A 22,398-nucleotide genomic window follows, 5' to 3' on the forward strand; every position below is an offset into this window, starting at 1 on the left:
TGACTGTTAGAGAGGGCGCGCGCGCCGCAGCCGCCGTCCCCCCCGCGCGGCCGCCGCCCTCGCGGGGGCCGCGGGGGGGGCGGGGCGGGGGGGCCCCCCCCCCCCCCCCCCGGCCTGCCGTGATCGCCGCGCAAGGGCCGCCGCATAGGGTGTCCTCACCCGAACAGCCCCTTACGAAGGGATGCAGCGATGGCGATCCAGGTCGGCGACAAGGCGCCCGACTTCGAGCTCAAGGACAACCACGGCCGGTCCGTGAAGCTGTCCGACTTCCGCGGCGAGAAGAACGTCGTGCTGCTCTTCTACCCGTTCGCCTTCACCGGCGTGTGCACCGGTGAGCTGTGCGAGCTGCGCGACAACCTGCCGCAGTTCGAGGACCGCGGCACCCAGCTGCTCGCCGTCTCCAACGACTCCATCCACACCCTGCGGCTCTTCGCCGAGCAGGAGGGCCTGGAGTACCCGCTGCTCAGCGACTTCTGGCCGCACGGCGAGATCTCGCGCGCCTACGGCGTCTTCGACGAGGCCAAGGGCTGCGCGGTCCGCGGCACCTTCGTCATCGACAAGGAGGGCGTCGTGCGGTGGACCGTGGTCAACGGACTGCCGGACGCCCGCGACGTGAACGATTACGTGCGGGCGCTCGACGCCCTGTAGACCGCTCCGCGGACCGCTCGTCGATCCCCTAGGGGACGACACGGCCGACACCCGGTAATTCTTCGGGGTCCAGGGCCTGCGGGGGGCGGGAACCCGTCACTAGGATCGAATCGTTGATCCGGTATCCGAAGCACGACGGGGGCTCCCCGCCCCTGGACACCACAAGGGAGGACTCGTGGGAGTCAGCCTCAGCAAGGGCGGCAACGTTTCGCTGACGAAGGAGGCCCCGGGCCTGACCGCGGTCCTCGTCGGTCTGGGCTGGGACGTCCGGACCACCACCGGCGCCGACTTCGACCTGGACGCCAGCGCGCTGCTGCTGGACACGGCCGGCAAGGTCGCCAGTGACCAGAACTTCGTCTTCTTCAACAACCTCAAGAGCCCCGACGGCTCGGTCGAGCACACCGGTGACAACATCACCGGTGAGGGCGAGGGCGACGACGAGGTGATCAAGGTCAACCTGGCCACGGTCCCCGCCGACGTCGACAAGATCGTCTTCCCGGTGTCGATCTACGACGCCGACAACCGCCAGCAGTCCTTCGGCCAGGTCCGCAACGCGTTCATCCGCGTGGTGAACCAGGCCGGCGGCGCCGAGATCGCCCGCTACGACCTGTCCGAGGACGCCTCGACCGAGACCGCGATGGTCTTCGGCGAGCTGTACCGCAACGGCGCGGAGTGGAAGTTCCGCGCCATCGGCCAGGGCTACGCCTCCGGCCTGCGCGGCATCGCCCAGGACTTCGGCGTCAACGTCTGAGCCCATCATCCGAGGGCCTCGGCACTCGCACGTCCGCTCTGTCCGGCGCCGCACCGTTTACGGTCGGCGCCGGACGCGCAGGACAACCGGAGAAGCACCACTAGGGGAGGATCATCACCATGGGCGTCACGCTCGCCAAGGGAGGCAATGTCTCCCTCTCCAAGGCCGCACCGAACCTCACCAACGTCATGATCGGACTCGGCTGGGACGCCCGCTCCACCACCGGCGCCCCCTTCGACCTGGACGCCAGCGCGTTGCTGTGCAAGGACGGCCGGGTGCTCGGCGACGAGTGGTTCGTCTTCTACAACCAGCTCAAGAGTCCCGACGGTTCGGTCGAGCACACCGGCGACAACCTCACCGGTGAGGGCGAGGGCGACGACGAATCGATTCTGGTCGACCTGCCCATGGTGCCGGCCGAGTGCGACAAGATCATCTTCCCGGTCTCCATCCACATGGCCGACGAGCGCGGCGAGACCTTCGGCCAGGTCTCCAACGCGTTCATCCGGGTCGTCAACCAGGCCGACGGCCAGGAGCTCGCCCGCTACGACCTGTCCGAGGACGCCTCCACCGAGACCGCCATGATCTTCGGCGAGCTCTACCGGTACCAGGGCGAGTGGAAGTTCCGGGCCGTCGGCCAGGGCTACGCGTCCGGGCTGCGGGGCATCGCGCTCGACTTCGGTGTGAACGTCTCGTAGCACCCGTCACAGCCGGATGTAGGGCCCGCGCGAGCCGTAGGACACCGATGCCCTCTAGACTCCGTGGTCAACAGTGAGTAAAGCCGAGTACGGCGCGGGAGAGACCCGTACCACACCATGATTGGGTAGCCAGTGCTTCTGAAAACCTTCGGCTGGTCGTTCGCGATCACCGCGCTCGGCCTGGTCGCCGCGGTCTTCTACGGGGGGTGGGAGGCCTTCGGCATCGTCGCGATCCTCGCCGTCCTCGAGATCTCCCTGTCGTTCGACAACGCGGTCGTCAATGCCGGAATCCTGAAGAAGATGAGTGCCTTCTGGCAGAAGATCTTCCTCACGGTCGGTGTGCTCATCGCGGTCTTCGGCATGCGGCTGGTCTTCCCTGTGGTGATCGTCGCGGTCACCGCCAAGATGGGCCCCATCGAGGCCGTCGACCTCGCGCTCAACAACAAGGACCGCTACCAGGAACTGGTCACCGACGCCCACCCGGCGATCGCCGCCTTCGGCGGTATGTTCCTGCTGATGATCTTCCTCGACTTCATCTTCGAGGACCGGGACATCCAGTGGCTGCGCTGGATCGAGCGCCCGCTGGCCAAGCTCGGCAAGGTCGACATGCTGTCGGTCTGCATCGCCCTGATCGTCCTGCTGATCACCTCCTTCACCTTCGCCACCCACGCCCACCAGCACGGCGGCGGCCACGTCGACAAGGCGCAGACGGTCCTGATCGCGGGTATCGCCGGTCTGATCACCTACATGATCGTCGGCGGCCTCTCCGGCTTCTTCGAGGACCGGCTGGAAGCCGAGGAGGAGCGGGAGCACGAGGAGGAGGAAGAGGCCGAGCGCACCGGCAAGAAGAAGTCGGCGGTCGTCCTGGCCGGCCAGGCCGCGTTCTTCATGTTCCTCTACCTGGAGGTCCTGGACGCGTCCTTCTCCTTCGACGGCGTGATCGGCGCGTTCGCCATCACCAACGACATCGTGCTCATGGCCCTCGGCCTCGGTATCGGCGCGATGTACGTCCGGTCGCTCACGGTCTACCTGGTCCGGCAGGGCACCCTCGACGACTACGTCTATCTGGAGCACGGCGCCCACTACGCGATCGGCGCGCTGGCGGTCATCCTGATGGTCACCATCCAGTACCAGATCAACGAGGTCATCACCGGTCTCGTCGGCGTCGTCCTGATCGGCTGGTCGTTCTGGTCCTCCGTGCGACGCAACCAGCGGCTGGCGGCGGCCGAGGGAAAAGCGGGGACGGACGAGAAGGCTGAGGTCTCGTCCGGCGTCTGAACCGGCTCACCGGGCCGAAAACGGAGGGTGTGACACCCTTCTGGACGAGGAACGCTCTGTTCGGGGCGGCCGACACGGTCGGCCGCCCCGAGGCGTCGGCAGAAGTCTCTGGGGGCGGGAATGGGTTTCTTCGACGGGCTGCTGGGCGGAAGGGCGGCCGAGTTCGACTCGGGCAGCGCCGCGTCCAACTCCATCGAGCTCACCAAGCGGCACCAGCAGGTGTCCCTCACCAAGCAGGGCGCGGCCACCGGCAACCTGCGGATCAACCTGAGCTGGCGGATGCGGACGTCCGACTTCGACGGCGAACAGCGGACCAGCCTGTTCCGGCACCCCTTCAAGGCGCTCAGACCGCCGGAGGTGATCGGGCACGGGCAGAGCATGGTCAACGTCGACCTCGACCTCGGGGCGCTGTACGAGCTGACCGACGGGAGCAAGGGGGTCGTACAGCCGCTCGGCGGCCTGCTCGGGGACGTCAACGCTCCGCCGTACATCAAGCTCAGCGGCGACGACCGGTTCGGGTCGGCGTCCGGCGAGACGATGTACGTCAACCTGGATCATCGCGATGACATCAAGCGGTTGCTGGTGTTCGTGTACATCTACGACCAGACGCCGGCGTTCGACCGTACCCACGCGATCGTGACGCTGTACCCGAGCAACGGGCCGCGGATCGAGATCGGCCTGGACGAGCGGCATCCGCAGGCCCGGTCCTGTGCGGTGGTGATGATCGAGAACGTGAAGGGCGAGCTGGTCGTCCGGCGTGAGGTGAAGTTCGTGTACGGGTTCCAGGGGGAGCTGGACCGGTTGTACGGGTGGGGCCTGCAGTGGGGGCGGGGCTACAAGACGAAGGTGGAGAAGTAGGCCCCGCACCTGGATACAGCCCCGCACCCCCAGGCCGATCCAGTCACCGCCCGATGAATTGCGGGCCCTGCGGAGGCAGCCGGAAGTCCGCGTTCGGGACCGTTGCCACCGGGATCGGGGCCGGTGGGGGGTAGCCGTAGCCCGACTGGGGCTGTTGCTGGGGGTAGCCGTAGGCCGGCTGCGGGGCGGGTGAGGCCGGCTGGGGGTAGCCGTAGGCAGGCTGGGCCGGGACCGAGGTCGGCTGCTCGGGAGGCAGCGGCTGGGAGGCCTGGGGCTCCTCCAGCGTCTCCGACTCGTCCACCGAGATGCCGAAGTCGGTCGCCAGGCCCTTGAGGCCGTTGCTGTAGCCCTCGCCCAGCGCGCGGAACTTCCAGCCCTCGCCCCTGCGGTACAGCTCGCCGCAGATCAGGGCCGTCTCGGCGCCGGTCTCCGGCTTGATGTCGAAGTGGGCCAGCGGCTCGGCGTCGGGGGCCGAGGCGTCGTACAGCAGGATGCGCAGGGCGGGTACGTGTTCGAAGGGGATGCCGTCCGCCGATGCGACCAGGAGGATTCGGCCGACATTGGGCTCGACACCGGGGAGATCTGTCTGGATCGTGTCGGTGAGGCCTTCGGCCACCCGTTTCTTGCCGAGCCGCCAGACTTTCCCGGACGGGTGCCGGGGCTGGTTGTAGAAGACGAAGTCCTCGTCGGAGCGCACACGTCCCTCGGGGCCGAGGAGCAGCGCCGAGGCATCCACGTCCGGAACTCCCTGCCCGGGCGTCCAGCGCAGCACGGCCCGGACCGTGGTGGCTTCCAGCGGGACGTTCGACCCCTTCAGCATCGCGTGCGTCATGCGGTCATCCTGCCCTCTCGGTCCTGGTCACGACAACGCGGGGGGCCTCGCGGCCGACACAGGCGGGTTACCTGGAATTCATGCCCGACGGGAACCCTCGACATGGCTTTGTACGTACTATTACCGGCCACCCTTTACCCAATCCACAGGCTAGGCCCACGCCACGGGGGAGTTCTATGCGTCATTTCGGGCACATTGCACCTGAGGTGCGCCAGCGCCTCTTCCACCAGGAGCCGTGCGAGTTCACCGCCGACTCCCCGGCCCGGCTGCTCTCCGCGGCCCTGGGCGCCACGCTGTACAGCCCGGCCACCCGGGAGCGGCTCGCCGACGACATCGTCAAACAGGCGGGACTCGGCGTGGTCTCGATGGTGCTGTGCCTGGAGGACTCCATCGGCGACGAGGACGTGGCGGCGGGCGAGGAGAACCTCGTCCGGCAGTTCGCCGACCTGGCCGCCCGGGTCCGCGAGGGCGTGGAGCTGCCGCTGCTCTTCATCCGGGTCCGCGAGCCCGAGCAGATCCCCGATCTCGTACGACGGCTCGGTGACAGCGTGTCGCTGCTGTCCGGTTTCGTGTTCCCGAAGTTCACCGAGGAGCGCGGCATCCCCTTCCTGCAGGCCCTGGACGGCGCCGAGGCGCGCAGCGGCCGCCGGCTGTTCGGGATGCCCGTCCTGGAGACACCCGAGCTGATGTACCGCGAGACGCGCGTGGACGCCCTGGAGGGCATCGCCCGCGCCGTCGACAAGTACCGTGACAAGGTGCTGGCGCTGCGCCTCGGCGTGACCGACTTCTGCTCGTCGTACGGACTGCGGCGGGCACCCGACATGACCGCCTACGACGTGCAGATCATCGCCTCCGTCATCGCCGACGTGGTGAACATGCTGGGGCGGGCCGACGGCACCGGGTTCACGGTGACCGGACCGGTCTGGGAGTACTTCCGGGTGCCCGAGCGCATGTTCAAGCCGATGCTGCGGACCAGCCCCTTCCTGGAGGAGCAGGCCGTGGAACTGCGCAACCGGCTCATCGAGCACGCCATGGACGGCCTGCTGAGAGAGATCTCCCTGGACCAGGCCAACGGGCTGCTCGGCAAGACCTGCATCCACCCCTCGCACGTCATCCCCGTGCACGCGCTGTCGGTCGTCAGTCACGAGGAGTTCTGCGACGCCCAGGACATCCTGCGGCCGGAACGGGGCGGCGGGGGTGTACTTCGCTCGGCGTACACGAACAAGATGAACGAGGTGAAGCCGCACCGCGCCTGGGCCGAGCGGACCATGCTGCGGGCCGAGGTGTTCGGCGTGGCCAACGAGGACGTCGGCTTCGTGGAGCTGCTCGCCGCCGGAATCCCCGGCTGACGGGCCTAGGGGACGACACAGGAAGCGCATGAACATCGCAGTGAACAACGGGGACTGGACCGGTAGCTGGGTCGCCGAGCGGCTCGGCGTCGAACTCGTGGGCGACGACGGTCTGCGGGCCCTTCTCGGACTCGCCCTGCGCCGCAACCCGAAGCGGGCCCACCTGCTGGTCTCCAACGTGCTCGGCAAGCATGTGCCCCAGTCGCCGGCGGTGGTGTACGGCCACGGGTTCGGTCTGGGCCGACGGGTACGCGATCTCCTCGGTGACGAGGAGGCGGCCCGGGCGGTGGTGGTGGGTTACGCCGAGACGGCCACGGGCCTCGGGCATTCGGTGGCCGACGGCATCGGCCTCGCCCCGTACCTGCACTCCACACGCCGGCCGGTCGCCGGGGTCGAGCCCGCGGGGGGCTTCGAGGAGTCCCACTCCCACGCGACGTCCCACCTGCTGCTCCCCGAGGACCCCGCCCTGCTCTCCGGTGACGGCCCCCTGGTCCTCGTCGACGACGAGTTCTCCACGGGCAACACGGTCCTGAACACGATCAGGGACCTGCACGCCCGTTATCCGCGGAAACGTTACGTCGTGGTGGCTCTGGTGGATATGCGATCACCGGCGGATGCGGGGCGACTGACGTCGTTCGCCGAGGAGATCGGCGCGCGGGTGGACCTGGTGGCGGCGGCGTCGGGGACGGTGAAGCTGCCCGAGGGCGTCCTGGAAAAGGGTCAGGAGCTGGTGGCTCGGTACGAAGAGAGTGCCGCGACAGGTGATCAGCCGTCCGCAGCGCCGTCGGGGCCGTGGGGGGGGGGGGGCCCCCCCCCCCGGCGGGGGGGGGGGGGGCCGCCCCGCCGCGGGGGGGGGGGCGGCCCCCCCCGCGACAAGCCCCCACCGGTCCGCGGACGACGGACAACCGCACCACCCCCCACCTCACCCGCATCGACCTGCACTGGCCGCACGGCCTTCCCGACGGCGGACGGCACGGATTCACCCCCGCCCACCGAATACGCCTCGAAACGGCGCTTCCCGCCATGGCCGCCCGCCTGGCCGAGGCGCTGCCCCTGGGTACCCGCCGCGTACTCACCCTCGGCTTCGAGGAGCTGATGTACGCCCCCCTCAGAGTCGCCCGTGAGCTGGAGGCCCTCGTCGCCGCCGAGGTGCGGTACTCCACCACCACCCGCTCACCCGTGCTGGCCGTCGACGACCCCGGTTACGCCATCCGCAGCCGGCTCGTCTTCCCGGCCCACGACAACCCCGCCGACGGCCCCGGCGAGCGCTACGCGTACAACGTGGCCGGCGCCGGCTTCGACGCGGTGGTCGTCTTCGTCGACTCGGCCGGCGACACCCCCGAACTCCACGCCCCGGACGGCCTGTTGGCCCGGCTCGGCGCGCATGCCCCGCATGTCCTGCTCGCGGTTGTACCGTCGTACGTCCCCGCGCTGACCGAAGAGAGCCCCGCCATGCTGCCCGAGCCCCTCCGCGGCCCCGCCTTCTCCTCGTACCCGCCGGAGGACGTCGGCTGGCTGCTCCAGGACCTCTCGGACGTCACGCTGGAGGCGCCGACCGAGGAGCGCGAGGAGGCGATCCAGAGCGGCGGCGCGCACTACGCGGAGTCGCTGCCGGTGGAGTACCAGCCGAGCGAGCGGTACCAGGCGCTCTTCCACGCGGCCCTGGAGACCTCGGCCGCCCGGATCGCGCAGGCGGTCGGAGTCGTGACGGAGACCGTGCTGGCCGAACGGCCGGCCAGGCCGGTGCTGGTCTCGCTGGCCCGCGCCGGGACCCCGGTGGGCGTGCTGATGCGCCGCTGGGCGCAGTTCCGGTACGGCGTCGAGCTGCCGCACTACGCCGTGTCGATCGTGCGCGGCCGCGGTATCGACGCGAACGCGCTGCGCTGGCTGGCCGCGCACCACGACCCGCGGGACGTGGTCTTCGTGGACGGCTGGACCGGGAAGGGCGCGATCACCCGGGAACTCGCCGACGCGGTGGAGGAGTTCGAGGAGCGGGAGGGCGTCTCCGGGTTCGACCCGGAGATCGCGGTGCTCGCGGACCCCGGGTCGTGCGTGCGGACGTACGGCACCCGGGAGGACTTCCTGATCCCCTCCGCCTGTCTCAACTCGACCGTCTCCGGGCTGATCTCGCGGACCGTGCTGCGGGCCGACCTGGTGGGACCCGACGACTTCCACGGCGCGAAGTTCTACCGCGAGCTGGCCGGGGCCGATGTGTCGGTGGCCTTCCTGGACGCGGTCGCCGCCCGGTTCGAGGAGGTCGTGGACGCGGTGGACGCGGCCGTGAAGGAGCTGGCCGTCGCCGACCGCACGCCGACCTGGGAGGGCTGGGCGGCCGTCGAGCGGATCAGCGAGGAGTACGGCATCCACGACGTGAACCTCGTCAAGCCGGGCGTGGGGGAGACCACCCGGGTGCTGCTGCGCCGGGTGCCCTGGAAGATCCTGGCGCGGGCCGGGGCGGGCGCCGACCTCGACCACGTACGGCTGCTGGCCGAGCAGCGCGGTGTGCCGGTCGAGGAGGTCGGCGAACTGCCGTACACCTGTGTCGGGTTGATCCATCCCAAGTACACGCGCGGGGCGACCGGCGCCGACGGCAAGGCGGTGAACGTCTGATGGCGGTGCTGGTGGCGAGCGACCTCGACCGTACGCTCATCTACTCGGCGGGTGCGCTGGCGCTGACCATGCCGGACGCGCGGGCGCCCCGGCTGCTCTGTGTCGAGGTGCACGAGAGCAGGCCGCTGTCGTACCTGACCGAGACGTCCGCGCAGTTGCTGACCGAACTCGGGGACGCGGCCGTCTTCGTGCCGACGACCACCCGGACCCGTAAGCAGTACGAGCGGATCAACCTGCCGGGGCCGGCGCCGCGGTACGCCATCTGTGCCAACGGCGGGCATCTGCTGGTGGACGGGGTGTCCGACGGGGACTGGCACGGACAGGTGCTGGCGCGGCTGGCGGACGAGTGCGCGCCGCTGGACGAGGTAGAGGCGTATCTGACCGAGCACGCCGACCCGGTGTGGCTGCGCAAGCTCCGGGTCGCCGAGGATCTGTTCGCCTACCTGGTGGTGGAGCGGGAGCTGCTGCCCGAGGAGTGGGTGAAGAGCCTCGCGGTGTGGGCGGAGAACCGCGGCTGGACGGTGTCGTTGCAGGGGCGGAAGATCTACGCCGTGCCGAAGCCGCTGACGAAGAGCGCGGCGATGCGGGAGGTCGCGCGGCGGACCGGGGCCGGGCTGACGCTGGCCGCCGGGGACTCGCTGCTCGACGCCGACCTGCTGCTGGCCGCGGACCGTGGCTGGCGGCCGGGGCACGGCGAGTTGGCCGACGCCGGGTGGGCCGGGCCGGCCGTGGTCGCGTTGCCGGAGCGCGGAGTGCTCGCCGGAGAACGAATCCTGCGGGAATTCCTGAAGACGGTCCGTACGGAGGGCTAGCCGCAGCAGCCGCCGCCGCAGCAGCCCCCTCCGGAGCTTCCGGTGGAGCCGGCGGCGGGCGCGGACGCCGTGCCTCCCACCGCCACCGTCGACAAGAGCTTCACCGTGTCTTCATGCCCCTCGGGGCATGCCGCCGGAGCGGACGACTCGGCCATCGGGCGGGACAGTTCGAAGGTGTCGCCGCAGGCGCGGCAGCGGTACTCGTAGCGGGGCATGAGGACAGGCTAACGGGAGCGACGGCGGGTGAGGGGCATCGCTGCACCTCGGAAGTCCACGAGTGTTCCATTGGCCAGTGCACGTAGGCTTGGGGCGGTCCTCTGGCTGAGGCAGCCTGGCCCCTGAAGTTCCTCCACTTCCGGGGCCACGTCCCAGCCGGCGCGGCGGCAGCGACCTGGTTGTTCGTCGGCGTCACTACGCCTGCCGCACCTCAGCCTCTGATCCGGCCCGCTGCTCCGACTCGGGGTGGCGGGCCCGCCAGTACGGGTTGTCGTGCGGGAGGTTCGTGCTGACCCTGCCGTACATCCCGAACACCATCAGCACGAGGCCCACCACGAAACTGAACAGCACGTTCTGGATCCCGAAGGCCAGGAAGTTCGAGTCCGTGCCGAGCAGGCCGAGGAACAGGAAGCCGTTCAGGATGAACAGCACGCCGAGCACCATGTTCAGCGTGGACGCGAAGTTCCCGCCGATCACCATGCCGACGAAGAGCAGCAGCCCGACGCAGATCGACAGCACGCTCAGCGCGCCGTTGGTGTTCAGGCCGATCGCGGTGTTTCCGCCCGTGTCGAAGAAACCGATGTTGTTGGTGAGCCCGAGGATCCCGAAGGCCACCAGGAACAGGCCCATCAGGCCCGCACCGATCCGGTAGATCCTGTTCAGGCGGTGGTCGACGGGCAGTGCCTCGTCGAACATGATCCGCCGCCGTGTCTCCGGGTGTGCCAGGTGTGAGTGTGAGGCCATCTCCGCCTCCTGCTCTCGAATGCGGGTCGCCTTCCAATATCCGCCCGGTGCGGGTCATCGGCAAACGCCTCAGTGAGCGGTGCCCCGGTCCTCCCTGATCTGCGCGACCACGCGCGCGACCGACTGCCGTACCGCTTCCGTCTCCGTCAGGAAGTGCCAGTAGTCGGGATGACGCCCCTCCAGCGCCCCGGCCGCCCGCTCCAGCCGCGCCACCGCGTCGTCCAGCGGCCGCGCGTGCCGCGGATCCGGGCTGGTCCGCCCGGCCATCGCCAGCCGCTGCGCGTCCCGGATCGCGAACCGGGTCCGCTCGACCTCCGCCCGCGGATCCTTCTGTACGGCGTTGAGCCGGCTCAGCCGGTCACCGGCGGCGGACACCGCCTCGTCCGTACCGTTGAGCAGCGCCCGCACGGTGGAGAGCAGCGAGGTGGCATCCGCCCACTTCTGCGCGTCCCGCGCGGCCTGCGCCTCCCTCAGCTTCAGCTCGGCCTGCCGTACGTTCTGCGCGGCCTGTTCGGGCACCTGCTGGAGATCCTGCCAGCAGGCGGCCGAGAACCGTCGGCGCAGCTCACTGAGGACCGGATCCACCTGCCCGGCCCGGGTGGTCAGCGCCTGCGCCCGGGTCCGCAGGCTCACCAGCCGGTGATCGATCTCGGCGGCCCTCTCCGGCAGCCGCTCGGCCTCGACCCGGATGGCCTCGGCCTCCCGCTGCACCCGCCCGGCCCGCTCCAGCGTCGTCTGCACACCATGCTGTCCGGCGCCCTGATTGAGCTTGGTCAGCTCGGGCGCGAGCGCGGCCAGCCGGGCCGCCAGATCGTCGGCCCTGATCTGGGTCTTCCGTACGGCGTCGAGCGCGTTGCTGGCCGCCAGCAGCGCCTGCCGGGCCCGCTCCACGGCGGGCGCGAGCCGTGCCAGCTGCGTCTCGGCCTTGCCGAGCAGCGGCCCGAGCGACTCCCCGAACCGGTCCAGGTCCCGCTTGACGCCGACGAGCTCGTCCTTGGCACGGGTGATCTCCCCCCGGGCCCGCGACGCGGCGGCGGCCTCCAGATCGTCCCGGTCCAGGTCGTAGGCGTCGATGGCCTCGATGTACCGGTTGCTCACCTCGTCGATCCGCCGCCCCAGCGCCTCGAAGTCGGAGACGGCACGACGGGCGGCCGGCGAGTCGTCGACGGCGGAGATGGTCTCTATGGAGATCCGCAGATCCCGCTGGGCGGTGTCCAGTTCGTAGAAGGCGGCGGCCGCGGCGTCCTTGGCCGCCTGGGCCTCGGCCCGCTGACTCTCGGCCCGCCCCCCGAACCACCGCCGGGTGCCACCACCGGCGAACGCCCCGGGCACCAGGAGCACGGCCAGCAACGGCACGCTCATCAGGCCGAGGACATCCCGGATCGGGGAGCGCCGGGCCCGTACGGGACGCGAATACGACTGCTCGGATGCCGCCGAAGTCGCCGATGTCGCCGTCACTTCTCCCTCTCCCGTGCCGCGGTGCGCCCCTGTGTGCTGGCGGTGCTGACATTCTCCCACCCAGGAAAGACGAACACACGGGGCGGTCAGTTCGCGGTTCGCGTGATCACTTCGTCGGCCGGGAGGCAATGGTCCGACTCTCGACCCCGCTCGAGCGGGGGCACGCCATGGGAATCGCCGCCGCCTGCCCGATCCGGAAAACGGAATTGCGGGACTGTGTCCGGGACGATGTAGGCTGTCGACTCGTCTCGGGTGCGTAGCTCAGGGGTAGAGCGCCTGCCTTACAAGCAGGATGTCGGCGGTTCGAAACCGTCCGCGCCCACTTCGAGGAAGACCCCGGCCGGATCGGCCGGGGTCTTCTCGTGTTCTCAGTCCTCCTCGTGTGCGTGCTTCAGGCGGCTTCGGGCGTCCATGCGGTCCGGTGCCGTTATCTCCGCCCAGAAGCGGTGGCCGCTGACGAACACCGCGAGCTCGTGTTCGCGGCGGCGCAGCTTCTCCACTTCGGCCTGTTGGTCCTCGGTCCAGCCCGGCGAGGCGGGACGCTCCACCTTGCGCCAGCCGCCGTCGTCGCTGAATCCGTCCAGCGGCACGACCGACCAGGGGAGCCGCTTCAGCAGGGCCGACAGCTCGGCCCGGACCTGATGCAGCTCCTCCTGACCGGCGAGGAGGTCACTCGGAAAGTCATAGGTCGCAGCCACGCGGCAATGGTACGCCTGTTCGAATTTGAGTAGCGAGCTCGTCCGTGGGGTTCATGTGTTCGAGTGTGGTCGGGTGGCCGGGGACCAGCGCTGATCCCCGGCGCCCCGCAGAACCGGACGTGCAGTGCTGACTGCGTCCGGCTCAGGCGGCCCCCGCGAGCTCTGCGGGTCGGCAGGGATCGAGTGGCTGCTCCGGGCACGGGCCCGTCGGTCTCACTTCTGGGGGTTGCAGTCGTAGAGGGTGAAGCTGCCGCCGGCGCTGCGGCCGTAGGCGGTGGGCTGGATACGGGTGCAGTGGGACTTCACCCAGGTGGTGACCGCAGTGGTGGGGCGCTGGGTGGTGAGCAGCGCATAGCGCAGCTGGTGGGCGGCGACGAGGCTGCCGAGCTGCCCGGCGGTGGGGAAGGGGGTGTTGCCGGTGAAGCCGCCCATGACGAGGATGGGTTCGGACTTCGCACGCAGCAGGGGCTCGGCGCCGTAGGCGGCCTGGGTGGCCAGCAGGTACTTCTCGCCGTGGCGGTGCTCGGTCAGGTAGTCGAGCAGGGCGGTGTCGCGGACGCCGGGCCGGTCGAGACCTATCCGCTGCGGAGCGTGGTGCTGACGGACGCTGTCGTAGTACGCGTTGCCGAGCGGACCGGCTATCGGCGCGGTGGCGGCGCCCGCGTAGAGCGGGTTGAGGCTGGAGGCGGCCCAGCCGGCCGGTGCGACCAGGGTGGCCGCGATTGCGGAGGCGAGGGCCGCGCGGACCATCCGCGAGGAGGTGCGCGGGCCACGGGTCCACAGGCCCACCACGCCGCACAGCGCGAGCATCACGGCGACCGGCAGCAGCCAGGAGACGAATCGGGTGGGCCAGTCGAGCACCAGCGCCCATGCCGCCGTCAGCACGATCGCCGCCGGCAGCGCCAGGTGCCGTCGGCCGCCCGATTCGTCCTCGGACCGGGGTTCCGATTCGTGCGCCGACCCGTGCTCGGATTCGTACGGTGACACGGGTGGCGACCAGCGCTCCGAACCGTGCGCCGACAGGTACGGCGACCAGCGTTCCGGCTCGTGCTCCGGTTCGCGGTCCGATCCGTACTCCGATCCGTGCTCCGACTCGTATCCCGGCTCGTACTCCGGTCCGTACTCCGGTCCGTGCTCCGACCCGTGCTTCGGCTCGTACGCCGACTCGTACTCCGACCGGAAGAGCGCGAGCCCGCCGCCGGCCAGCGCGGCGAGCGCCGGGGCGATGACGGCCATGTAGTAGGCGTGGTTGCCGTTGGAGGCGCTGAACACCACGGCGTGCACGGCCAGCCAGCCGCCCCACATCAGAAATCCCGCGCGCAGCATGTCGGTTCGCGGCTGACCGGCGCGCCAGACGATGCCGAGGACCGCGGCGAGCACGGCGAGCGGCAGGAACCAGGCGACCTGGGGGCCGACCGTCTGGTTGATCAGCATGTCCCAGCCGGTGTTGCCGGTGGTGCGGCTGGTGGCGGTGCCCGCGACGGCACCGAACGCGGTCGAGTCGCTGCTGAAGCGGCTCAGGCCGTTGTAGCCGAAGACCAGGGCGAAGGGGTTGTTGTCGGACGTTCCGTCGAGGTACGGGCGGTCGGCGGCCGGTGTCGCCCAGGCGATCAGCACCCAGAAGCAGGAGACCGCCAGCGCGACCGCACCGGCCAGCAGGACGCGCAGAGCCCGCTTCAACGGCTTTCCGGGCGCGACGACCAGGTACACCGCGGCGAAGACCGGCAGCACCAGCCACGCCTGCAGCATCTTCGCCTGGAAGGCGAGCCCGACCCAGATCCCGCAGGTGATCAGCGGCAGCAGCCGCTCGGTGCGCACCGCCTTCTGCAGCGCTCCGGCGGCCGCCACCAGGAGCAGAGTGAGCGCGGTGTCCGGGATGGTGGCCCGGTTGAGGACCACGGTGACCGGGGTGACGGTGAGCGCCAGCGCGGCGATCAGCGCGGCGAACGGCCCGGCCCAGGCCCGTACGATCCGGTGCAACAGCCACACGGTGAGCACGCCCTCGACGACCTGCGGAAGAGCGGCCGCCCAGGTGTGCGGGCCGAAGAGCCAGACGGAGACGGCGTCGGGCCACAGGGCGCCGGGCAGCTTGTCGATGCTGACCGAACCGCTGGTGTCGAGCCCGCCGAAGAAGAAGGACCGCCAGCTGCCGGCCATCGACCGTATCGCCGCACCGTAGAAGGGGTGGAGCGCGGCGTGCCCGATGCCCCAGGAGTACAGCAGCGTGGCGACGGCCAGCACCGCGGCGAGCGCCGGGCGCTCCCAGCGCGGGGCGTCTTCCGGCAGGCCGGATCGGCGGTTCGCCGCCCGGCGGCCTCGGTGCGCTCCGGTGGGCCGGGCGGCGGGGATGGCGGTCATGGCAGTGGTCCTTGGATCAGCAGGTCAGGTGGAGCCGCGGTGCACTGGCGGCGGGATCACAGACGGCGGGCCGACCGGAAGCCGCGGGCGTAGAAGTCGGTGCCGTCCAGCAGCGAGCGGCCCGACAGGTCGCCCAGGGTGGGGCCGTTGGCGGCGGAGCGGCTGGAGTAGAAGCGGTGCCGGCCCTGGTCGTCGAGGCCCATGTACATGCCGCAGTGGTCGATGAAGTCCGGCCGGTCCTTGATGATGGCGAAGAACACCAGATCGCCGGGTTGCAGGATGCCCAGGTCGGTGGCCTGCTTCGTGCCGGTGTGCGGGATCACCAGGCGGCCGGGACCATAGGCGGCGATGGCGAAGGCGCGGCGCGGCAGACCGGTGCCCTTGGTGTTGGTGTTGTGCAGGGGGATGCCCATGCGGTAGCCCCACACCAGACGCTGGAAGCCGGAGCAGTCGACGTCGCCGTAGCGGGCCTGCTCCGGTTGCGCGCGGGAGCCGTCCGGGAAGGTCCAGGGAACGCCCAGATAGTCGTAGAAGTCGGACTGTTCGTCGTGGAAGGCGAAGTCCAGCGGGTTGTTGACCTCGGAATTGCGCGGGCCGAAGTGCGCGGTGCCCGCGTAGCGCACACCCTTGGCGTTGTGCTTGTCGGGCGCCCCGGCGCTGCTGTACTGGAACGCCACCGCGAAGACGTCCGGGCTGGTGTCGCCGAGCGTCTTGTCGAACCAGCCCTTGAACCAGGCGGACTTCTCCATGCCCTGCTGCCATGCGTGCGGCAGCACCCGCACCCAGGCGTCCGTGGTCACCTTGGCCTCGGTGGTCCGCGGCTCGCTGAAGCTGCGGGTGCGCCCGGTGAGCACGGCCGTACGGGCTCCGTCGGTGAACGTGGCGAGGGTGCCGCCGTCGGCGGCACGGACCACGGTGCGGTCGGGGGCGGACAGCCGCTCGAAGGTCCGCTTCCCGGCGCTCGAACCGGTGCCGGTGCCGTCGGCGGCCGTGCCGTCGCCGTCGTCGCTGCTGCCGTGCCCGAGGCGGTTCCAGGCGTACCCGCCCGTCACCCCGGCGGCCGCCACGCCCGCGATCGTCCCGAGCAGAGCACGGCGATTCGGGCGGCTGCCTCTGCCGGCGGAGTGGGAGTGCATGGCCGATCCTCCTGGAAGTACGGGGTGTGAGGGTGGTGGGCAGGTCACCCGGTGGGCAGGACGCCGATGAGCAGACCGGAGACCAGCACCACGTACGTGGCCAGCGTCACGGCCGTGGTCGAGATGACCGTGGCCGCCATCGGCTGACGGACCATCTGGTAGGAGACCAGACCGGGGACGATGAAGCCAAGGGTCTGTGATGTGTACAGCAGCGGGAACTCGTGGTTGAGGGCGAGCATCACGGTGGTCTGTATCAGCACCGCGCTCAGCACCACGGCGGCGAACAGCCGCTTGCCGTAGAGAATCACGGTGCGCTGCAGCAGCTTCGTCGTGAAGTACGTGAGCACCGCCACAACGACCATCAGCCCGGCCAACTGCACGTCGGTGACGAGCGTGAGGGCGATCCAGCCCGGGGTGATCATGCCTCCGGGGGAGAGGTTGGTGGTCAGGTAGCAGACGAGCGAGAAGACCAGCCCGAGGGCGATCCCGAGTGCGGCGGTCTGTGCGGTGAGGTTGGCGGGGATCACGGGTTCCTCGTGGACTGGGGCTGATCGTAGGAGTTGCGCGGGTCGTCCGTGGTGCTCTGGCTGTCGGGCCGGCCGTGGCGGGCGGCGAACTGGCGGGCGAGTTCCCGCTGATTCGGGATGTGGAAGCTGTGGGTCGTCTCCAGCGGTGCCACCCAGCTGTACGGCTCCGGCTCGGGCGGCCGGCCCATCGCGACCTGCGGCCGGACCAGCACGATCTGCATGGTCTCCTGGTCCAGGCCGTCGCCCTGGGGAACGGCGTCGAACGGATCCTCGGACTCGTCCAGCGGCAGCCCGGCGAGGCATTCCAGGAACAGCTCGCCCTGGCCGTGGATGTTGCCGATCGCCACCATCGAGGAAGTCGGGCCGAGTTCCGCGAGGATCGCCTCGGTCACCTCCTCGGGATCCCGGCGGTCGCCGCCGAGATCCACCACCCGCCCGGTGAAGCCGGCCGGAATCGCATCGCGGGCGCTCTTGGTCGGGTGGCCGATCAGGAACACCGTCTCGGGGGCGAGGCCGGGGACGATCGCGCCCATCTGGCCGTTGCGCTCCACCCGGTCCGGGCGGCAGTTGATGACCACGTTGAGAGGCCGTCGGATCGCGCCCAGATCCTCCAGCTGCTGGACGTTCATCAGCGTCGACTCGGGGTCGTTGGCCGCGAAGACGTTGGCGAACCGCAGTTGCTTGCCTTCAGGGGTGACGTAACGTTCCACCGACAGCACGCCCGGGTCGGGCGGCGCGTCCCACATGCCCTGCATCGCGGTCTGCCGCTCCACGCCGAGCAGTTCGGCGACGGCCAGCGCGATCGCCACGTTCTCCTTGAAGGTGAACCAGCTGAAGCCGCGCAGCTCGGCGTCGGTCACCGACTCCGGATCGACCGCGATCAGACGGCAGTTCCGCTTGTCGGCCTCCTCCTGGAGGATGTGCAGCCGGTCCTTCTCCGCCGTCACGCACACCCCGCCCACCGGCATCGAGCGGGAGAGCGAGCGGGCGACATCGTCCAGCGTCGGCCCCATCTCCTCCAGATGGTCCTCGCGCACGTTGCACAGCACGCCGATCGTGGAACGGATCAGCTTCTCCTGATTGATCTCCTGCAACGCGGGCATCACCGCCATGCACTCGATCACCAGCGCGTCCGGCCGGTAGGCCGCCGCCCGCCGCACGATGCCGATCTGCTCGACGACGTTGGCCAGCCCGAACTTGCGGTACACCGGCTCCTCGGTGGCATCCGGATGGATGAACCGGGCCGCGGTGCCGGTGGTCTTGGCCACCGTGACCAGGTCGCCGCCGCGCAGCGCGCCCGCGCACAGCCGGGTGATCGAACTCTTGCCGCGGATGCCGTTGACCAGCACCCGCGTCGGTATCTGCTCCAGCGAGGCGAAGTGCCGCCGCTGCTCCACGATTCCGGCGACCCACAGCCCGGCGCAGCACAGCAGGACTATGACATAGAGGAAAAGCATGCCGATTCCGTCCTTCTACCGCTGGAGGGTGGTCTGAGGAAGGGACGGGAAGGGCCCGGCGGCCTGGCCGGATCTGGCCGCCCGGTCGCGGTCCGCCAGGGCCTGGCGCATCAGTTCCAGGCTGCGGGTGACCGAGCCGATCTCGTCGTGGTTGACCGGGTGCAGCACGGTGCGGCGGTCTCCGCCGGCGAGCCGCTCGACGAGCACCGCGACCGAGCGCAGCGGCCGGACCACTACGACATGCAGCCAGCCCAGGCAGGCAGCGCCCAGGGTGAGGCCGAGGATCCCCGCGAGCATGGTGCGCTGCTCGGCCTGCACCGCGGGAATCTGGAGCGCTGCCGCGGGTTCCGCGGTCACCACGTGCCAGCCGAGTCGGGCCGTCGGACCGCTCTGCGCCAGCGGCGCGGCGGCGTCGACCGAGGGGCCGGAGGATGTGCGGAGCACCCGCGAGGTCGCGGTGCCCGCGGTCCCCGGGGCGCCCTGGGTGGCGCGGGCGAGACGGCTCAGACCGGAGTCGGGCAGCGACTGGAAGGCGCGGTAGCCCACGTTCGCCGCCAGCACCTTGTCGTCGCCGTCCGTCACCCAGACGCTGCCCAGTTTCGGTCTGGACAGAATGGAGTTGAGTGCCTTCACGTCGATCTCGCCGAACAGGACCACGCCGGCCGCCGGGGTCTTGCCCTTGACGGCCCGGACCTGGGTGTAGGCGGCGATCGCCGGGATCCGGCCCGAGGTGTTGACGGTGGTGATCCCGCCGCCGCCGGGCACGTGGACGATGGTGCGCAGCGGTGACCCGCCCACGCGCAGCGAGATGCCGCCCGAGCTGTCCAGGAGATACAGCGAGCGGAACTGCTTGTGGTCGGCGAGGGTGCGCCGCAGCACCTCGGTCTGGGCGGCCCGGTTGCTGCCCGGCAGACTTGCGGCCGCGTCACTCAGGTCGGTGTACAGCTGGTCGAGGGACTGCCGGACCCGGTTCGACGCGATCTCGGTGCGTGTCTGCTGGACGGCGAGGACCGAAGCCGGCACTGCGGTCGCGGTGTCCGCCCGGTTCAGCACGAAGATCATCGGCGCCGCCCAGCAGACCAGCACCAGCACGCCGACCCCGGCCAGCGCCCGGTAGCCCGGTCCGCGCCGGACCGGGAACTCCTGCGGGCCGCTCTCGCCGAGCAGTTGCCGGCGCAGCGACTCCAGTGCCCGCCCGATCCGGGCCAGTTCCCCGAAGCCGTTCACCGGCACCGGCCGGGACAGCTCCTCCCACGCGGTCGGCCCGGCCTCGGTCGCGCCCCGGGCCAGACGGCCGGCGGACAGGTAGAGCCGCAGCAGCGGCCGCTGCAGGAAGAAGTGCAGCGCCAGCCCGAGCAGCAGCGCGAGCACGACCAGCGCCCCCGCGGCCCGGAGCGCGAAGCCCGAGTAGTCGACGGCGGTGGCCGTGGCGGGCACCGCGCGGAAGGTGAGCACCACCAGACCGAGGCCGTCGGTGTCGCCCGGGCCGGTCGTCGAAGCGACCTGGGCCCAGCCGGCCACCGCGCGCCGGTTGCCCGTGGCGGCGCCCAGCAGGCTTCCCGAGGCGTCGGTGTCATGCCCCGACCCCTTCGCCGCGCGGGCCGCCGCCGAGGGCAGACCGCTGTCGGCGGCGGCCGGCGACGCCGTGCCGTGGGACGCGGTGGCGAGCGCGGTGCCGCTCGCGTCCAGCACCTCGGCGGTGCGTCCGTCGCCGTACGCCGTGGGGGCGGGGAGCGCCTCGGAGACCACCAGCAGCCACTGCCGGTCGGGACCGCTGGGGACCTGGTTCTGGTCCTGGTTGGCGTCCTCCTGCTGCGCGGGCAGCGTGACCTTGGCGAAGTACAGCAGTTGCCGCGTGCCGTCCGACGTCACCAGCCGGGGCGGGATCGCCCCGTGCCCGGATGCCGCCTTGGCGACTTCCACCCCGGCGAGCTGCACCGTCTTGCCGCCGACCGCCAGCAGTTTGCCGGTCTTCGGGTCGAGCAGCGCGCTGCCCAGGATCCCCTTCCTGGCAGAAGTCAGTGCTTTGAGCGTGGTCGCGGGGGTCGATGTGCTCGTCGCCGGGTACGCCTTGGCCGCACGGCGTACCGTGCTCGCCTCGGCGTCGATCGTGGTGCGCATCGACAGCGCGGTGTCGGCGGCGATCTGCTGCTCCCCGTCCGACACCGCCTGCGGCACACCCGCGGAATGGATGCCGTCGAGGGCGATCATGGTCAGGGCGGCGACCACCAGCAGGAGTACGACGAGTGAGGCGATCGGCGGGCGCACCCCGCCGAGCATCGGCATATCGGCGCGGCGGCGGGTGCGGTGTCGGCGCGGCGCCCGAGGGGCGGAGGGCAGGGCAGGAGGTCCTTTGTCAATTGGCGCCGGGCGCCCGAACGTTCTACAGGTCGAACACTCTAGCGCCATGCGATTACATAACCATCACACTTTCACGCCTGTTTCGTACGTGTGAACCGGGCCGCCGGATATGACGGCCGACACATGCGGACCCAAGGCGAGCCGAAGGGCGGACCCACGAGCAGGACCCGCCCTTCGGATGTCCGGCCGGCTGTCCGGCCGGCTGTCCGGTCAGGGGACGAAAGAGATCTCCGGGTACTTGCTGTTGGACCCGTCGAGCAGGGTGCTGTGCTGCTTGCGCAGCTCCTGGTCGAAGAAGGCCGCGAGATAGACGCGCTGGACCGCGACCGCGCGGTTCGGGTCGATCGTGCCGTACTGCTGCTGGATCTGCGCCTGCGAGAGCCCGAGCAGGCGCGCCTCCTGGGGGATCATCCACTCGTTGTCGCTGAAGGACAGGTGCGCCGCGCCCTTGAGCTTGATGTCGACCTTGTATCCCTTCAGGTGCGACCACAGCGTGCGCCACGACGAGTCGTTGTTGCGGTTGTGGCTGCCGGAGCTGAAGAGCATGAAGGGGCGCTTCAGGTCCTTGCTCGGCGCCGTCCCGAAGAACTGGCCGTCCAGGTTGGCGCCTGCGTCGATACGGCTGTCGAGCTGCATGGCGGTGTCGACCGCCGCGCCGCCCAGCGACCAGCCGAACATCCCGATGCGGGACATGTCGACCGACTTCGTCAGCCCGGAGGGGAGCGTGGCCTTGCCGGCGTCCGGGTTGCCGCCCGTGCTGAGCGTGTTGAGCTTGTTGATGACGAACTTGATGTCAGCCGCGCGCACCTTGAGCGTGTCGGAGGAGTGGGCGCCCGCCGGCATCTTGTTGACCTCGAGCCGGCTCTTCGGGAACTGCACCTCGTTGGCGTCGTGGGTGTGGTCGACGGTGACGACGAGGTAGCCGCGGCTGGCGAGATCCTGGACGAGCGCGGTGCCCATCGCGCGGTCCGAGTGCAGCCCGGTCGAGTACAGCAGGACGGGCAGCTTGCCGAGCGTGGTGTTCACCGGGGCGAGCACATGACCCGCCGTGGTCGGCAGGGTCACCTGCTGCGGCGACAGCCCGCGCGTGGCGAGGAAGTGGGCGCCGGCGATCGACGGCATCCACGGCGCCTGATAGTGCCCGGACGTGGAGGTGGCCGGATACCAGAGCGACACCATCAACTCGCGGGTCCCGCCCACGTACGGATCCGTACGGGACGTGTCGACGAGGTGCAGGCCGACCATGCCCACGCTGTACTTCCCCGACGGTGCGGGCATCTTGAGCTGCAGAGCGTTCGAGGCCGTGCGGCCGGCCGCGAGGGTCTTGGGCTGCAGGGCCTTGTGGCGGCCCAGCGGCGCCTCGTCGTTCTCGGGTGCCCAGGGCGTGCTCGGGGCGGACGAGGACGCGGTGGGCGCAGGCGTGGCGGACGACGTCCCGGTGGCCATCGCCGACGTCAGCCCCACACCCAGTGCAACGGCCAGCGCACCCGCCGAGCCGACCGCTACGGCGATCATTCTGCGGCGGTGGCGCAGGCGGCGGTGATTCATGAAACCCCCTCGTGGGTCAGCGATCACAGAACGGGCGATCGACTGCCGCACACCGTACCGCG

At 70.4% G+C, this 22,398-nt stretch carries 18 protein-coding genes, 1 tRNA gene and 1 pseudogene; 9 read left to right on the plus strand and 11 right to left on the minus strand.

Translation table 11 applies throughout. The annotated features are described in order from the left end of the window. Positions 1–189: 189 nt before the first annotated feature. The 5 genes from ACWGJB_RS45950 to ACWGJB_RS45970 all read left to right on the plus strand — a co-directional run bounded on the left by ACWGJB_RS45950 (position 190) and on the right by ACWGJB_RS45970 (position 4,230). Positions 190–648 carry a peroxiredoxin gene (locus ACWGJB_RS45950; RefSeq protein WP_453385996.1) on the plus strand — a complete coding sequence of 153 codons (459 nt, stop codon included), beginning with the start codon at positions 190–192 and terminating at the stop codon, positions 646–648. Between the two features lie 175 nt (positions 649–823). Next, complete coding sequence (locus ACWGJB_RS45955) at positions 824–1,399, plus strand: TerD family protein (protein WP_360487016.1); 576 nt, start codon at positions 824–826, stop codon at positions 1,397–1,399. A gap of 119 nt (positions 1,400–1,518) precedes the next feature. Further along, positions 1,519–2,094 carry a TerD family protein gene (locus ACWGJB_RS45960; RefSeq protein ID WP_453385997.1) on the plus strand — a complete coding sequence of 192 codons (576 nt, stop codon included), beginning with the start codon at positions 1,519–1,521 and terminating at the stop codon, positions 2,092–2,094. Between the two features lie 132 nt (positions 2,095–2,226). Continuing rightward, positions 2,227–3,372 carry a DUF475 domain-containing protein gene (locus ACWGJB_RS45965; RefSeq protein ID WP_453385998.1) on the plus strand — a complete coding sequence of 382 codons (1,146 nt, stop codon included), beginning with the start codon at positions 2,227–2,229 and terminating at the stop codon, positions 3,370–3,372. Between the two features lie 120 nt (positions 3,373–3,492). Beyond that, positions 3,493–4,230, plus strand: coding sequence for a TerD family protein (locus ACWGJB_RS45970; RefSeq protein ID WP_453385999.1), 738 nt, complete (start codon positions 3,493–3,495; stop codon positions 4,228–4,230). Positions 4,231–4,273: 43 nt separating this feature from the next. Here ACWGJB_RS45970 and ACWGJB_RS45975 read toward each other — a convergent pair whose 3' ends face one another. Then, complete coding sequence (locus tag ACWGJB_RS45975; RefSeq protein ID WP_453386000.1) at positions 4,274–5,062, minus strand: TerD family protein; 789 nt, start codon at positions 5,060–5,062, stop codon at positions 4,274–4,276. A gap of 176 nt (positions 5,063–5,238) precedes the next feature. Here ACWGJB_RS45975 and ACWGJB_RS45980 point away from each other — a divergent pair, with 176 nt between their 5' ends. The 3 genes and pseudogenes from ACWGJB_RS45980 to ACWGJB_RS45990 all read left to right on the plus strand — a co-directional run bounded on the left by ACWGJB_RS45980 (position 5,239) and on the right by ACWGJB_RS45990 (position 9,833). Next, complete coding sequence (locus ACWGJB_RS45980) at positions 5,239–6,411, plus strand: HpcH/HpaI aldolase/citrate lyase family protein (RefSeq protein ID WP_453386001.1); 1,173 nt, start codon at positions 5,239–5,241, stop codon at positions 6,409–6,411. A gap of 28 nt (positions 6,412–6,439) precedes the next feature. After that, positions 6,440–9,021 (plus strand): annotated as a pseudogene (locus ACWGJB_RS45985) (phosphoribosyltransferase). Further along, positions 9,021–9,833 carry an HAD family hydrolase gene (locus ACWGJB_RS45990; RefSeq protein WP_453386002.1) on the plus strand — a complete coding sequence of 271 codons (813 nt, stop codon included), beginning with the start codon at positions 9,021–9,023 and terminating at the stop codon, positions 9,831–9,833. The pseudogene ACWGJB_RS45985 and the gene ACWGJB_RS45990 overlap by 1 nt, the downstream one beginning before the upstream one ends. Here ACWGJB_RS45990 and ACWGJB_RS45995 read toward each other — a convergent pair. The 3 genes from ACWGJB_RS45995 to ACWGJB_RS46005 form a co-directional block, all read right to left on the minus strand. Beyond that, positions 9,830–10,048: an FmdB family zinc ribbon protein gene (locus ACWGJB_RS45995; protein WP_453386003.1), complete on the minus strand. Its 219-nt coding sequence runs from the start codon at positions 10,046–10,048 to the stop codon at positions 9,830–9,832. The two genes, ACWGJB_RS45990 and ACWGJB_RS45995, sit on opposite strands and share 4 nt — an antisense overlap. A 196-nt stretch (positions 10,049–10,244) precedes the next feature. Further along, a complete protein-coding gene (locus ACWGJB_RS46000; protein ID WP_453386004.1) occupies positions 10,245–10,793 on the minus strand; it encodes a DUF4383 domain-containing protein in 549 nt (182 codons plus the stop codon). Between the two features lie 69 nt (positions 10,794–10,862). Beyond that, positions 10,863–12,155 (minus strand): hypothetical protein, encoded by a 1,293-nt coding sequence (locus ACWGJB_RS46005; RefSeq protein ID WP_453386005.1) that lies wholly within the window; start codon positions 12,153–12,155, stop codon positions 10,863–10,865. A 346-nt stretch (positions 12,156–12,501) separates the two neighbouring features. On the opposite strand from ACWGJB_RS46005, the gene ACWGJB_RS46010 reads away from it, so the two are divergent. Then, positions 12,502–12,573 (plus strand) — tRNA-Val (locus ACWGJB_RS46010). A gap of 46 nt (positions 12,574–12,619) precedes the next feature. On the opposite strand, the gene ACWGJB_RS46015 is transcribed toward ACWGJB_RS46010, so the two are convergent. From ACWGJB_RS46015 to ACWGJB_RS46045, 7 genes are all read right to left on the minus strand, one after another. Next, entirely contained in the window at positions 12,620–12,949 is a 330-nt protein-coding gene (locus tag ACWGJB_RS46015; protein WP_453386006.1) for a hypothetical protein, read from the minus strand. Positions 12,950–13,162: 213 nt separating this feature from the next. Further along, on the minus strand, positions 13,163–15,307 hold the full coding sequence (locus tag ACWGJB_RS46020; RefSeq protein ID WP_453386007.1) for an ArnT family glycosyltransferase: 2,145 nt from the start codon (positions 15,305–15,307) through the stop codon (positions 13,163–13,165). Between the two features lie 56 nt (positions 15,308–15,363). Next, a complete protein-coding gene (locus ACWGJB_RS46025; RefSeq protein WP_453386008.1) occupies positions 15,364–16,443 on the minus strand; it encodes an NlpC/P60 family protein in 1,080 nt (359 codons plus the stop codon). Between the two features lie 44 nt (positions 16,444–16,487). Continuing rightward, positions 16,488–16,970, minus strand: a complete 483-nt coding sequence (locus tag ACWGJB_RS46030) for a poly-gamma-glutamate biosynthesis protein PgsC/CapC (RefSeq protein WP_453386009.1) — start codon at positions 16,968–16,970, stop codon at positions 16,488–16,490. Next, positions 16,967–18,427: a poly-gamma-glutamate synthase PgsB gene (gene pgsB / locus ACWGJB_RS46035; protein WP_453386010.1), complete on the minus strand. Its 1,461-nt coding sequence runs from the start codon at positions 18,425–18,427 to the stop codon at positions 16,967–16,969. The genes ACWGJB_RS46030 and pgsB overlap by 4 nt, the downstream gene beginning before the upstream one ends. 15 nt (positions 18,428–18,442) lie before the next feature. Continuing rightward, entirely contained in the window at positions 18,443–20,695 is a 2,253-nt protein-coding gene (locus ACWGJB_RS46040; RefSeq protein WP_453386011.1) for a HAMP domain-containing protein, read from the minus strand. 303 nt (positions 20,696–20,998) lie between these two features. After that, positions 20,999–22,336, minus strand: a complete 1,338-nt coding sequence (locus ACWGJB_RS46045) for an alpha/beta hydrolase family protein (RefSeq protein WP_453386012.1) — start codon at positions 22,334–22,336, stop codon at positions 20,999–21,001. Positions 22,337–22,398: the final 62 nt, after the last annotated feature.

Source organism: Streptomyces sp. NPDC054813 (genome assembly GCF_053611365.1).